Genomic DNA, 13,905 nt, shown 5'->3' on the forward strand with positions numbered 1-13,905 from the left:
CCGACGAAGAACGGCTGCGACCACTGTCCGGGGGGACCGGAGGTACTGGGGCACAGTGAACACACAACCGCGGGCCAGCCTCAGACGGGTCCTGGAGGACCTCGGTACCACTCTGCTCGACCTGGTGTGCGGTGACCCGGACACGGCCGACGAGATCGGCGGGGTGGTCATCCACGACGCGCTGGACGAACCGGTGCTGCCCCGGCAGGCGCTGGTGCTCGGCATCGGCGTCCACGGGGCGGATGCGACCGCCCGGCTGCTCACCGCCCTGGGCGACGCCGGCGCCGCGGCGCTGGTGGTCCGCGCCCCGGTGCCGACCGACGCCGTCGTGACCGCGGCGGCGGAGAGCTCCGGGGTGGCGCTGCTCGCGCTGACCCGCGGCGCCTCGTGGGCCCAGCTCGCCGCACTGCTGCGCTCGCTGCTCGCGGACGGCGACGTCGGCGAGGAGGGCCCGCAGACGCTGGGCGGCACACCGTCCGGCGACCTGTTCGCCCTGGCCAACGCGGTGGCCGCACTCCTCGACGCGCCCGTCACCATCGAGGACCGCAGCTCCCGCGTCCTGGCCTTCTCCGGCCGCCAGGACGAGGCCGACCCCTCACGCGTGGAAACCGTACTGGGCCGCCAAGTGCCCGAACGCTTCACCCGCTTCCTGGAAGACCGCGGGATCTTCCGTTCCCTCTACCGCAGCGACCAGCCGGTCCACGTCGACCCACCCGAGACCGACGGATTCCACATCCCGCGCGCCGCGATCGCCGTACGCGCCGGCGACGAAGTCCTCGGTTCCATCTGGGCCGTCGCCCACACCCCGCTCACCGAGCAGCGCGGCCAGGCACTGCGCGACGCGGCCAGACTGGTGGCCCTGCACATGCTGCGCCTGCGGGCCGGCGCCGACGTCGAGCACCGACTCCGCGCCGACCTGGTGTCCACCGCGCTGGAAGGCGGACCGGGCGCCGCGGAGGCGCTGGGCCGGCTCGGCCTGACCGACTACGCGGGCGTCGTCCTCGCCCTGGCCGTGCCGGACCCGCCCGAGCTGACCGGCTCCACCGAGCTGCACGCCCAGCACACGGCCGAACGCCAGCGCCTGGCCGACGCCTTCGCCGTGCATCTCTCCGCGATCCACGCCCGCGCGGCCACGGCGCTCATCGGCGACGTCGCCTACGGCATCCTCCCCGTGCCACCGCACCAGAGGGACGCGGAGGAGAGGGCGGCCCGTACCGGCACCGACTTCCTCACGCGCATCGGCGACCGGTTGACACCGCTGATCGGCATCGGCCCCGCGGCCCGGGACGGCAGCGCCCTGGCCCGCTCCCGAGAAGGAGCCGACCGGGCGCTGCGCGTCCTGCGCACCAACGGAGGCCCCCGGCAGCTCGCCCGTATCTCGGACGTCCATGTCGAGGCGCTCCTGCTCGACCTCGCCGACCTCGCCGCCGAGCGGGGCGATCCGCCGACCGGCCCGCTGGCCCGGCTGCTCGCCTACGACCAGCAGCACGACTCCCAACTGGTCGACACACTCTGCGCCTGGCTCAACGCCTTCGGCGACGTCCCGGCGTCCGCCGACGCGATGTACGTCCACCAGAACACCTTCCGTTACCGCCTGCGCCGCGCCACCGAGGTCGCCCGGGCCGACCTCACCGACCCCGACGTCCGCTTCGCACTGATGCTGCAGCTGCGCCTGCTGCGCCGCATCGGCACGTCCGCACGCTGACCGCGTTCACTTCGGGCAGTACTCCGCCTCGATGACCGCCTGGGTGTTCCCCGCCCAGTCGCCGTTGAAGTTGAAGGCCAGCGAGTGCTTGCCGTCCGCCGAGGTCACGGCCTGGGACGCCGACCCCTGGATGTTGCCGCCGTGCCCCCACACCACGGCACCGCAGGACGGCGAGAACTTCATCAGCCCCAGCCCATAGGCCGTGATCAGACCGGCCCCGCTGACCGGGACGGTGGTCTTCATCTCCGCCAGCTGCTTCGCGGGCAGCAGCCTGCCGCCCAGCAGGGCCGAGTAGAAGCGGTTCAGGTCACCGGAAGTGGAGATCATCGCGCCCGCCGAGGCCGCGGCGGACGGATTGAGCTCGGTGACGTCGTACGTCCGGTCCGTCGGCCGCGGCGCCAGGGAGAGCTTGGAGTACGCACGCGAACTCGGCGTCGGCATCGACGAGGCGGTGCGGGGGACGGAGGTGGCGTACAGGCCGAGCGGGTCGATGACGCGCCGCTTGATCTCGTCCTCGTACGGGCGGCCCGAGACCTTCTCGATGATCATTCCGGCCAGGATGTAGTTGGTGTTCGAGTAACTCCAGGCGCTGCCCGGGTCGAAGAGCGGTTTCTGGCGCATGGCGATGTCCACCAACTGCTCGGGCGTGTAGGTGTCGTAGCGGTGCTCCAGGAACTTCACGGTGAATCCCCGCTCCAGGAACTCCGGGTCGGCGGTGTAGCTGGGAACCCCGCTGGTGTGGTTGAGCAGCTGCCGCAGGGATATCCGGCGGCCGTCGTTGCCGTTGCCCCGGACCACACCAGGCAGCCACCTGTCGACTGAGCTGTCGAGGTCGATCCTGCCCTCCGCGTCCAGCTGGAGCATCACGGTCGCGACGAAGGTCTTGGTCATGCTGCCGATCCGGTAGTGGTCGACCACCGAGCGCGGTGCGCCCGTCTTGAGGTTCCCGACGCCCGAAGTGCCCATCCAGACCGAGTACGCGGCATTGACCTGCCCGGTGGCCCCGGGCACCCCGTCCTTGACCGCGGCGTCCATGGCCTGCTGGGTCCGCGCATGTCCCGGGCCGGCGCCGGCCGCCACGGGTGAGGTGAACGAAGCCGCGGTCAGAGCCGCCGCCACCAGGCCCACCGCGCCGATCCGTGCTGTGCGCACTGCCATCTGCTGCCCCTTTCGGTTGCTGCCATCAGCGGCAACGGCCGCACCGCGCGGCACAGCGGTTGCCCGCGTTCTCGAACCGGTGATGTCCGGAAGGTAGGTGCGGACGCCCGGCCCCCGCTTCGTCGCGGGCGACAAGACGGAGCGGGGCACTCATCGGGGCCGACGAACGGGAGGAGCGACCGGCGGAGCCGGGTGGTCACGCGGCGCGGCTCTCTCGTGCCCGGGCGGCGCGCTGTCGCGCCGCACACCGCGCCACGTTCCTGGTGATCGGTATGGTCGTTGTCCTCACCTCGCGAGCGATTGACGTACGGTCCCCTTGGGCCGACGGGCGCCGGCGGGCGCGGTCATCTTCGGGAAGGGGCGCGGTGGGAGCCGGGACGAGGGGCGAGGAGCGGCGCGCGGAGATTCTCCGTGCCGCGCTGGAGGTCATTGCCGAACGCGGATACCGGGCAGCCAGCCTGGGAGCGATCGCCGAGCGCGTCGGGCTCACCCAGCAGGGCCTCCTGCACTACTTCCCCACCAAGGAGGCGCTGCTGATCGCCGTCCTCGGAGAGCGGGACCAGTGGGACGCCATGCCGGACAGTCAGTGGCGACTGGACCTGCTGACATCGCTGGTCGACTACAACGCGATGCGCCCGACCGTGATCCAGACCTTCTCCGCCCTCCTGGGCGAAAGCGTCACCGAGGACCATCCGGCGCGCGAGTTCTTCACCCGCCGCTACGTGACCGTACGCGAGACCATGGCCGCCCTGTTGCGAGCCGAGTACGGCGACCGCCTGCCCGGAGGGCTCACGCCCGAGCAGGTGGCCCCATTGGTCACCGCCGTGATGGACGGCCTGCAGTACCAGTGGCTGCTCGCCCCCGACGAGGTCGACATGCCCCAGGCGTTCCGGGACTTCATCGCGCTGCTCGCGGGGGTGACCGTCACGGGCGAAGGCTGATCGCCACCGCCTGACCGGAAGTCCGAGAGAGGCCGGCCGTCGGGGTCATCGACCTCGGTCCATGAAGTCCGGCTCCGTTCGGCCGCCGGTCCGAGCATCGCCCCGCGATCGGGTGGCGCGTCAGGACGCAAGGTCCTTCTGCGATGATGACCGGCATGGCCTCCACGCCCTCGACCCGTGCTGCCGGTGCCCCGCCCACCAGTGGTGATGTGGCGCGCGTAGCGGGGGTGTCCCGGGCCACCGTCTCCTATGTCCTCAACAACACCGAGGGCGGGAGGATCAGCGAGGCCACTCGCGAGCGGGTGCGGGACGCGGCCCGGCAGCTCGGTTATGTGCCGCATGCCGTGGCGCGGGCGCTGCGAGCGGGGCGCAGCGGGATCGTGCTGCTCACGGCGCCCGCGGTAACGGTGGGACCGCTGTTCGCGCACGCCTACGCAGACCTCCAGCAGGCCCTCGCCGAACTGGGTCACACCGCCGTGCTCTACGGCCCGACCGGGGCGCGGGGCGCGGAGGCCGGCCGGCGCTGGGCCGAGCTGCGTCCCGACGCGGTGCTGTCGCTGATGGACGACAGCATGGACGAGGACGCCGTCGCCGTGCTGCACAAGGCCGGCGTCGGGGTGGTCCTCGGCTGCGGTCCGGTGCCGGTTCCGGGCGCGCACGCGCTGGTGGCCGACCAGGAGCAGGTCGGGTTCCGTGCGGTGGAACACCTCGCCGCGGCCGGCCGCCGGACCCTCGGCGTGATCGTGCCCGCCGACGCCTCGCTGCGCGGATTCGCCGAGCCCCGGCTGGCGGGCGCCGAGAAGGGTGCGCGGGCGCAGGACGCCGTCACCGTCGTACGGCAGGATCTCGCGCTCGACGAGGGCGCGGCGACCCGTTGGGCGCGGCAGTGCGCGGAGGCCGGGATCGACGGCCTGTTCGCGTACAACGACGAGTACGCCGCGCTCGCCGTCCGCGCCTTGCAGGACTCGGGGAAGCGGGTGCCGGAGGACGTCGCGGTCGTCGGTGCCGACGATCTGCTGATCGGCCGGCTGCTCCGGCCCCGGCTCACGACCGTGCGGATGGACTACATGCCGTCGCGGGAGATCGCCCAGCTGCTCAACCGGCTGATCGGCACCCCCGACGCACCTCCGGAGACGCACGACATCCTCCGTACGCGCCTCGTCGTGCGCGAATCGGCCTGATTCGGCGCGCTGTTCCGCGTCCACGGCCTTCAACTTCTCAACGCGTCCTGAATCGGTGCCGCTCCCGCAGGCCTCTGGCCGATAAGTAACGAAACCATCGCGTGATGCGCGACATCTAGCCACGCTTACACGTGTCACCTACGCTCCTGCCGAACGCGTGCCCCACCCGCGTCCCGCTCTTTCGGCACCGCCTCCCAAGGGGCCCACATGACTCATTCACTTCCTGAAAACATGCCGCCGTCGACCGTCGTGGCCGATCACGCCGGCCGCACCGACGACGCACCCGCCGTCCCCTCGCGGCTCGGGCCGCTCCACCTGACGCTGCCGATGGCCAACGTCGCCCTGTACCTGGTGTGGATGGGCGTGGGCGGCTTCCTGCTTCCCATCCAGGTCGCCCACATCACCGGTACGAACGACACCACCGCGCTGTCCACGGCCAGCACCATCGGCGCCGTCCTCGCGACGATCGGCAACCCGATCTTCGGCCAGCTCTCCGACCGCACCCGGTCCCGGTTCGGGCGCCGCGCGCCGTGGATCCTGTTCTGCGCGCTGCTCGGCGCGCTCGCCCTGGTCATGCAGGCCCACGCGGCGAGCATCGCCATGCTGGGGATGAGCTGGGGCGTGGTGCAGTTCATCATGAACGGCTACCAGGCGGCCCTGACCGCCGCGATGCCCGACCGCGTACCGGCCCGCAAGTACGGCACGTTCTCCGCACTGGTGGGGCTGGGCGTGCCGCTCGGTACGATCGTCGCCGCGCTGGTCATCGGCGGTGTGCCCGGGACGAAGTTCGGTCTCGACGGGGTCATCGGCGGCTTCGGCGGCCGGTTCGCCGGGGAGAACGGCTACTACCTGATCGCGGCGATCGTGGTCGTCGCAGCGTTGGTGTTCGTGACCGTCTCGCCCGACCGGGACGCGCGCGCCCTTCCGCGAGAACGGTTCTCCCTGAAGGGCTTCCTCGCCAACTTCTGGGTCAATCCCAAGGACCACCCCGACTTCGGCTGGGCCTTCCTGTCGCGGCTCGGCGTGATGCTCGGCTACATGATCGTGCTCACGTACAACATGTACCTGCTCGCCGAGCACATCAAGATCGCGCCGCAGGACCTGTTGCCGACCCAGGGCTTCCTGATGATCGTCAACGCCGTGTGCACCGTGTTCGCCTCCCTCCTGATCGGCCCGATCGCCGACCGTGTCGGCAGGGTCAAGCCCTTCGTGCTGGCGTCCGGAATCGCGGCGGCGCTCGCGCTGGGGGTGCCGATGGTGTGGCCGACGGAGGGCGGCATGCTCGCCTACAACATCTTCGGCGGCCTGGCCTTCGGTGTGTACATGGCCGTCGACATGGCGCTCATCACCAAGGTGCTGCCGCGCACCGCCGACGCGGGCAAGGACATGGGCGTCATCAACATCGCCAACGCCGGCCCGCAGATCCTGGCCCCCAGCATCGCCGGCTGGATCGTCGCCGCGGGCGGCTACGAGGCGCTCTTCCCGGTGGCCGCGGCCATCTCCCTCATCGGTGCGCTGGGGGTGTTGCCGGTGCGGAAGGTGCGGTGAGCGGAGACCGCACGGTCAGGGACAGCGCATGGCCAGGGACAGCGCACGGTCGGGGGAACTGCGTCCGGCTCACACCGCCCACAGTCGCACCCACCCCCAACTCCTGACCTACAACCCGCAACCCCCAACCCAATCCCCGACCCCCAGCCCTCAACCCCCAACTCCAAGGAGGGGCACCATGAAGTACCGCACAACACTCCCAGCCATCGCCGCCGCGGGCACCGTGCTGCTCGCCTGCACTCAGGCACAGGCGGCCTACGACCGCCCCGAGCCCGACGACGACCGACGGTCCCTTGCGGGCCTGCGCGTCCTGCTCAGCAACGACGACTCCATGCAGATGGCCCGCCCCAACGCCTCCGACGGCAAGGGCCTGTACGAGGTGCGCCGCGCCCTGTGCGCGGCCGGTGCGGACGTGGTCGTCATGGCCCCGTGGGCGAACCAGAGCGGCGCCGGCACCAGCGCCACGGGCGGCGGTCAACTGACCGTGCAGCGCCGGTCCGCGCTGCCCGCAGGCTACGAGGGCGACTGCTCCGGAGCGCCGAGCGGCGGCGCGGTGTACGGGGTGTGCAAGGGGAGCGCGCCCTGTGGTCCGTCCACGCCGAGCGCGACGCCCGCCGACACCGTGCGCCTCGGGGTCGGCGGCGGACTGGCGGCGAAGGCCGGCTGGGCCGACGGTCCGGACCTGGTCGTCACCGGCAGCAACTACGGCCCGAACGTCGCCTCCGTCGTCAACGAGTCGGGCACGGTCGGTGCCGCGCTCGCCGCGATCGACGAGGGGGTGCCGGCGGTCGCGCTCAACAGCTCGTACGACCCGGCCGTCACGGACTCCCTGGAGGTCGCGGACCACACGTACCGCGACACGGCCGAGTTCGGGGCGGAGTTCATCGGCGATCTACGTGAACGCGGTCTGCTGACCACGAAGTTCGTCGTGAACGTCAACTACCCGCACCATGAGAAGGGGGAGCGCCCCAAGAGCACCGAGTGGACGTCGGTGGGCACGCAGAAGCTCGTGAGGTTCCGCTACGCGGCCAAGGGCGACACCTTCACCATCGGCGGCGAACTCTGCCCACCGGGCACCCCGGACTGCCGTCCCGAGACCAAGCGCCGCCCGGACTTCGCCCTTCTCCAGCGGGGCCATGTGACGGTCACCCCGGTAAGCCCCGACCGTACGCACACCGGGCGGGACACCCGGCGGCTCGAACGGTTCGTACGCGGCGGGCGCTGACGGTCCCGGTGGGTGGCGGCGGAACCGCGAGTACCGCCGCCACCCACGGACAGAGCCCCGGCGCTCCCTCCCCTCCCCGCGCCGGGGCACCGGCATGCTTCGGAGCCGTCAGATCCAGCCGTCCAGGGACTTGAGGAAGGCCTGCGGATCGTCACGGTGGATGCAATGCCCCGCCCGCGGCACAACGCGTACCTCGAACCCCCGCTCCTTGAGCAGCGCCGCGCCCTGCGCGTCGACACACAGGCTGGGGTCGGCCAGCTGCACGAGGGACGGTACGACGGCCGACTCCGGCAGGTAGTCCTGCGCGAACCGGGCCGTGGCCGACAGGAACTCGGGGTCGAACAGGGCGAAGCCCGCCAGTTCGGCCGCCACGTCCTCGTCGGACCAGCGCGGGTTCATGGCCCGCACGCTCTCGGCGGTCGCGTCGGCGACCATCTGCCGCATGCCGGCCGTCGCCCCGGCCGGTAGGTTGCGCAGTCGGAAGCCGGGGTCGGAGTAGACGGCACGGGCGGGGCGCAGGCGGGAGACCGCGAGGGCGAGGGACAGGCCGCCCATCGAGTGGCCGATCGCCACGTCGGCGCCGGTCGGCAGGTTCTCCACGAGGTCCTCGGCGAGCAGCTCGGCGCGGTACTCCCCGCGCGGGCTGCGGCCGTGACCGCGCAGATCGGGGGCGACGACGCGGTAGCCGAGGCCGACGAGGTGGTCCTCGAGCGCGTGCCAGGTGCGATGGTCGGACATGCCGCCGTGGATCAGCAGCGCCACCTTGTCGCCGGAGCCGCGCTCATGGACGTTCAGCTTCATCGAAGCGAGACCTTTCAGGAAAAGCGAGTACTGCTTACACGTGTAAGCAGTACTCGTCGAACCCCGAAACGCGCAAGGGGGGCAGGAGAGTAACGGAAAATAACGGGTAGATAACGAAACCTACCGATTGACAAGTGAGTGAGTCACCATGGCCGGAGCGACGCGCACCCCCGTCCCGGTCGCCACACATACGAGCAAGGAGGCACCGCCATGCCCGAACCGCACGTCACGGCAGCGCGGACCGCAGCGGCGGATCCGGACCAGGCCCGCGAGGCGGCGGTCGAGGCCGCGCTCGGCAAGCTCGACCTCGATTCCAAGACGCGCCTGCTGGCCGGTCAGGACATGTGGTCGCTGCCGGCCATGCCGCAGATCGGTCTGGCGTCGATCGTGATGTCGGACGGCCCGGTAGGCGTGCGCGGTGTGCGCTGGACCGCCGACGACCCGTCCATCGCGCTGCCGTCCCCCACCGCGCTCGCCGCCACCTGGGACCCGGAACTGGCCCGGCGCGCGGGAGTGCTGCTGGCGCAGGAGGCGCGTCGCAAGGGGGTGCACGTGCTGCTCGCGCCGACGGTCAACCTGCACCGGTCACCGCTCGGCGGGCGCCACTTCGAGGCGTACAGCGAGGACCCGCTTCTGACGGGTGAGATCGGCGCCGGGTATGTGCGGGGCGTGCAGTCCGGTGGGGTGGGCACCACGATGAAGCACTTCGTCGCCAACGACGCGGAGACCGACCGCTTCACCGTGAACAATCTCGTCTCGGAGCGGGCGCTGCGCGAGCTGTACCTTGCGCCGTTCGAGGCGATCGTCGCCAATGCCCGTCCCTGGGGCATCATGACCGCCTACAACCGGGTCAACGGCCCGACCATGACCGAGCACCAGCGCCTGGTGCGCGAGGTGCTGCGCGGCGAGTGGGGCTTCGACGGCTTCAACGTCTCCGACTGGATGGCGGCCCGGTCGACCACCGGTGACATCGAGGGCGGCCTGGACGTGGCCATGCCGGGCCCGCACACCGTCTACGGGGAGGCGCTGGCCGCCGCCGTGCGCGCGGGGGAGGTCGAGGAGGCCGCGGTCGACGACGCGGTGCGCAATGTGCTGCGTCTCGCCGCCCGGGTGGGCGTCCTCGACGGCGCGGACCCGGTGGTCGCCGAGCCCCCGGCCGAGGTCGACGGCGTCGGGCTGGCCCGCGAGATCGCGCGCCGCGCCTTCGTGCTCCTGCGCAACGAGTCCGTGGGGGACACCGGCCCCGTACTTCCGCTGGACCCGGCCCGCAACCGCAGGGTCGCGCTGCTCGGCGCGGCTGCGCGGGACGCCAGGATCCTCGGCGGCGGCTCCGCGACGGTGTTCCCCGCCCGGGTCGTCTCCCCGCTCGACGGACTGACCGCCGCGCTGCCTGAAGGCGCCCTGTCGTTCGCGGTCGGCGCCGACCCGAGTGACGAACTCGCCGTCGCCGGGCAGGGGTTCACCTTGCGAGCGGTCTGCCGGGACGCCGCCGGGAACGTGCTCGGCGAGGGCCGGCTGCCCAGCGGCCAGGTGCAGTGGATCGGCGACGACCTGCCCGACGGCGTGACCCGCGAGACGCTGCACAGCATCGAGGTCACCGGAACGTTCCGGCCGCGGGAGAGCGGCGAGCACTCCTTCGGCACGCGGGGCATCGGCGGCTACCGCCTGATCGTCGCCGGGGAGGTGCTGTTCGACGGGGAGCAGCCGCTGGACTCGGCGGCCGATCCGTTCGAGGCGTTCTTCGGCGCGCCCGTCGAGCGCGGGAGGGCCGTGCTGCGAGAGGGCGAACCGGTGGAGGTGTCGCTGCTGCACACGCTGCCCCAGGGGCCCGCCGCCCCGGTGTTCGGCGTGATGTTCTCCCTGACGCACCTCGGGCCGCGGCGTGACCCGGACGAGCTGATCGCCGAGGCCGTCGAGGCGGCCCGGGACGCGGACACGGCAGTGGTCGTCGTCGCGACGACGGAACGCGTCGAGTCCGAGGGCTTCGACCGCGTGGACCTGACGCTGCCCGGCCGCCAGGACGACCTCGTACGGGCGGTGGCCGCGGTGAACCCGCGGACGATCGTGGTCGTCAACTCCGGTTCACCGGTGGAACTTCCGTGGCGGCACGAGGTCGCCGCCGTACTGCTCGGCTGGTTCCCCGGCCAGGAAGGCGGTGCGGCGCTCGCCGATGTGCTGCTCGGAGTGGCGGAACCCGGCGGCAGGCTGCCCACCACGTGGGGCGACCTGGACAGGGCACCGGTCACCAACGTCGTCCCCACCGACGGCGAACTCGACTACGAAGAAGGCGTGTTCATCGGTTACCGCGCCTGGGAGCGGGCTGGGCGGACACCCTCGTACGCCTTCGGCCACGGCCTGGGCTACACGGACTGGGCATACGAGTCGATCGAGTCGGAGGGCACCTCGGTCACCGTCACCGTCCGCAACACCGGAAGCCGGACGGGCCGCGAGGTCGTGCAGCTGTACGTCGCGCCGACCGGCCCGGGCCCGGACCGCCCGGCCCGGTGGCTCGCGGGCTCGGCCCAGGTGACGGCCGCGCCCGGCGAGAGCGCCTCGGTGACGGTCGAGCTGCCCGACCGCGCCTTCGAGATCTGGGACGGCGACGGCTGGCGCCGCGTCGAGGGCACCTATGAGGTCCACGCCGCCCGTTCCCTCGCCGACGTCCGCCTCACGGCACCGCTCACGCTCTGACGAGCGGCCACGATCAGCTCCGGGGCGGCACCTGGCCCGCCGCCCCGGAGCGCTGTCGTCCTGGTCGCCGCCGCCGAGATGGGCCGGTACGGCGTCCAGGTCAACGCGATCGTCCCCGCCGCGCCCGCCCGGATGACGGAGGAGACCTTCGCCGAGACCGTGGCGGCGCCCGGCGAGGGCGGATTCGACGAGACCGTGGCGGCGCCCGGCGAGGGCGGATTCGACGCGATGGCCCCGGAGAACGTCTCCCCGCTCGTCGTCCGGCTGGGCTCCGCGGCCCTCCTCCGGGTAACAGGCCGGGTCTTCGAGGCCGAGGCCGGACGGATCACCGTGCTGGAGGGCCGGCGGCCCGGCCCCACCGCCGACAAGGGCGCCCGCTGGAGTCCGGCGGAGGCCGGGGAGACGGCGGCGAAGCTGCTCGCCGCTTCCGAGACGCCACAGCCGGTGTACGGCGGCCCGCTGACGCGGGCGGCCCGCGCTCGGCACCACCACGAAGCCCTCCGGCAGCGACGCCGCCCCGACCATCCCGCGCAGCCGGTCCAGCGGCAGCCCGAACGACCCCCAATGGCATCGTTCTCATAGGAAGGGAACAGCTCGGCCAGCGAGACATGCGCAGACACCGCTCATGGATTGGCATCGATAACATTCTCTGCCATAGTTCCAACTTCCGACCGCTGGTGTCCTCGTCCCCCTCCTGACCGCTGGAGCCGTCAAGTGAGCACCTCTTTCCCGGCCTCCCCGCCACCGGCCGTGGCCACCCTGACGTACGGCGACGGCGTCCTCCTTCGGGACGGGCGCCCGCACCGCGTCCTGGCGGGCTCGCTGCACTATTTCCGGGTCCGGCCCGAGCAGTGGGCCGACCGGCTCCGGCGGCTGGCCGCCCTCGGCCTGAACACGGTGGACACCTACGTCCCGTGGAACTTCCACGAGCGCACCGAGGGCGACATCCGCTTCGACGGCCCGCGCGACCTGGCCCGGTTCGTCCGCCTCGCCCAGGAGGAAGGGCTGGACGTCATCGTGCGGCCGGGCCCGTACATCTGCGCCGAGTGGGACAACGGCGGTCTGCCCGCCTGGCTGACCGGCACTCCCGGCATGCGGCTGCGTACCTCCCACGACCCCTTCCTGGCAGCAGTCGACCGCTGGTTCGACGAGCTGATCCCGCGCGTCGCCGAGCTCCAGGCCGGCCGGGGCGGACCCGTCGTGGCCGTACAGATCGAGAACGAATACGGCAGCTACGGCGACGACCAGGCCTACGTCCGCCACGTGCGGGACGCCCTCGTCGAGCGGGGAGTCACCGAACTGCTCTACACGGCCGACGGGCCGACCCCGCTGATGCAGGACGGCGGCGCCCTGCCCGGCGAACTGGCGGCGGCGACCTTCGGCTCACGTCCCGCTCAGGCAGCGGCGCTGCTGCGCTCGCGCCGGCCCGGGGAGCCGTTCTTCTGCGCCGAGTTCTGGAACGGCTGGTTCGACCACTGGGGCGAGAAGCACCACGTCAGGTCGGCGGAGAGCGCGGCCGAGACCGTGGGCGGCATCCTCGACGAGGGCGGCTCCGTGAGCCTCTACATGGCGCACGGCGGCACCAACTTCGGACTGTGGGCGGGCGCCAACCACGACGGCGGCAGGATCCAGCCGGCCGTCACCAGCTACGACTCGGACGCCCCCATCGCCGAGAACGGCGCCCTGACACCGAAGTTCTTCGCTCTGAGGGAGAAGCTGACCGCGCTCGACGGCGCCGGGACCGAGCGCCCGCTGCCCGCCGATCCGCCGCTGCTGGAACCCCGCGAACTCCCGGTCACCCCGCACGCGGCCCTGCTGGACGGGCTGCGCGCGGCGGCCGAACCGGTACACGCACCGCTGCCGCTCAGCTTCGAGGAACTCTCCCTGGCCTCCGGCCTGGTCCTCTACGAGGCCGAGCCGCTGCTGCCTACGGGAGACCACGAACTGACCGTCACGGGACTGCACGACCGCGCCCAGGTGTTCGTCGACGGCGCACCCGTCGCCGTACTGGACCGCGAGACCGCCTCCTTCACCGTCTCCGGCACCGGAGCGCGCGTCCGGCTGGCGCTGCTGGTGGAGAACCAGGGGCGGATCAACTACGGACCGCTGCTCGGCCAGGGCAAGGGCATCCTCGGCGGGGTGCGGGTGGAACGCAGGCTGGTGCACGGCTGGACGAGCCGTCCGCTGCCGCTCGACGAGTGGACGCGGCAGGACACGGCCCGCGCCGCGGCGGCGGCCCCACCGGACGGCCGGGCGGGCTTCGCCACCGCCGCGCTGTCCGTGGCGGAGCCGGCCGACGCCTTTGTCGCCCTGCCCGGTTTCGGGAAGGGCTTCCTCTGGGTCAACGGCACCCTGCTGGGCCGCTACTGGGAGATCGGACCGCAGGCCACGCTCTACCTGCCCGGCCCGCTGCTGCACCCCGGCGACAACACCCTGACCGTGCTGGAACTCGAACGCTTCGGCGACCGGATCACCCTGCACGACCGTCCCGACCTCGGACCGTCGGAGGAGTACGTCGAGACGTTCGGCTGACCTCCTCACGGCCCCGCGCGTCGGGGGGGCCCCCGCCGGGGGGGGGGCGCCCCCGGCGCCCGGCCCCGGGGGGGGGGCCCGGGGGGGGCCCCCGGGGGGGGCCCGCGGGGGGGGCACCCCGGG

General features: G+C 72.3%; 9 protein-coding genes and 1 pseudogene. 8 read left to right on the plus strand and 2 right to left on the minus strand.

From position 1 onward, the window contains the following. Positions 1–55 precede the first annotated feature (55 nt). A complete protein-coding gene (locus ACFW48_RS06220; protein WP_386310903.1) occupies positions 56–1,705 on the plus strand; it encodes a PucR family transcriptional regulator in 1,650 nt (549 codons plus the stop codon). Positions 1,706–1,711: 6 nt separating this feature from the next. Here the strand turns inward: ACFW48_RS06220 and ACFW48_RS06225 are convergent, their stop codons facing one another. After that, positions 1,712–2,863: a serine hydrolase domain-containing protein gene (locus tag ACFW48_RS06225; RefSeq protein ID WP_386310905.1), complete on the minus strand. Its 1,152-nt coding sequence runs from the start codon at positions 2,861–2,863 to the stop codon at positions 1,712–1,714. A 365-nt stretch (positions 2,864–3,228) separates the two neighbouring features. Between ACFW48_RS06225 and ACFW48_RS06230 the strand changes: the two genes are divergently transcribed. The 4 genes from ACFW48_RS06230 to ACFW48_RS06245 all read left to right on the plus strand — a co-directional run bounded on the left by ACFW48_RS06230 (position 3,229) and on the right by ACFW48_RS06245 (position 7,758). Then, positions 3,229–3,804, plus strand: coding sequence for a TetR/AcrR family transcriptional regulator (locus tag ACFW48_RS06230; protein WP_386310906.1), 576 nt, complete (start codon positions 3,229–3,231; stop codon positions 3,802–3,804). A 155-nt stretch (positions 3,805–3,959) separates the two neighbouring features. Beyond that, the gene (locus tag ACFW48_RS06235; protein WP_386310908.1) at positions 3,960–4,985 is read left to right on the plus strand and encodes a LacI family DNA-binding transcriptional regulator; all 1,026 of its coding nucleotides are present in this window, start codon (positions 3,960–3,962) and stop codon (positions 4,983–4,985) included. 207 nt (positions 4,986–5,192) lie between these two features. Then, positions 5,193–6,533 carry an MFS transporter gene (locus ACFW48_RS06240; RefSeq protein ID WP_386310910.1) on the plus strand — a complete coding sequence of 447 codons (1,341 nt, stop codon included), beginning with the start codon at positions 5,193–5,195 and terminating at the stop codon, positions 6,531–6,533. Positions 6,534–6,711: 178 nt separating this feature from the next. After that, positions 6,712–7,758: a 5'/3'-nucleotidase SurE gene (locus tag ACFW48_RS06245; protein ID WP_386310911.1), complete on the plus strand. Its 1,047-nt coding sequence runs from the start codon at positions 6,712–6,714 to the stop codon at positions 7,756–7,758. A gap of 108 nt (positions 7,759–7,866) precedes the next feature. On the opposite strand, the gene ACFW48_RS06250 is transcribed toward ACFW48_RS06245, so the two are convergent. Further along, the gene (locus ACFW48_RS06250) at positions 7,867–8,559 is read right to left on the minus strand and encodes an alpha/beta fold hydrolase (protein ID WP_386310912.1); all 693 of its coding nucleotides are present in this window, start codon (positions 8,557–8,559) and stop codon (positions 7,867–7,869) included. A gap of 210 nt (positions 8,560–8,769) precedes the next feature. On the opposite strand from ACFW48_RS06250, the gene ACFW48_RS06255 reads away from it, so the two are divergent. The 3 genes and pseudogenes from ACFW48_RS06255 to ACFW48_RS06265 all read left to right on the plus strand — a co-directional run bounded on the left by ACFW48_RS06255 (position 8,770) and on the right by ACFW48_RS06265 (position 13,782). Further along, entirely contained in the window at positions 8,770–11,250 is a 2,481-nt protein-coding gene (locus tag ACFW48_RS06255; RefSeq protein WP_386310914.1) for a glycoside hydrolase family 3 protein, read from the plus strand. Positions 11,251–11,304: 54 nt separating this feature from the next. Beyond that, positions 11,305–11,703: pseudogene (locus ACFW48_RS06260) on the plus strand (short-chain dehydrogenase); the annotation flags it as partial. Between the two features lie 261 nt (positions 11,704–11,964). After that, entirely contained in the window at positions 11,965–13,782 is a 1,818-nt protein-coding gene (locus ACFW48_RS06265) for a glycoside hydrolase family 35 protein (RefSeq protein ID WP_386310916.1), read from the plus strand. The last annotated feature ends 123 nt before the right edge of the window (positions 13,783–13,905 follow it).

Origin of the sequence: Streptomyces sp. NPDC058812, from assembly GCF_042744565.1 — a bacterium.
Taxonomy (GTDB): domain Bacteria; phylum Actinomycetota; class Actinomycetes; order Streptomycetales; family Streptomycetaceae; genus Streptomyces; species Streptomyces thinghirensis.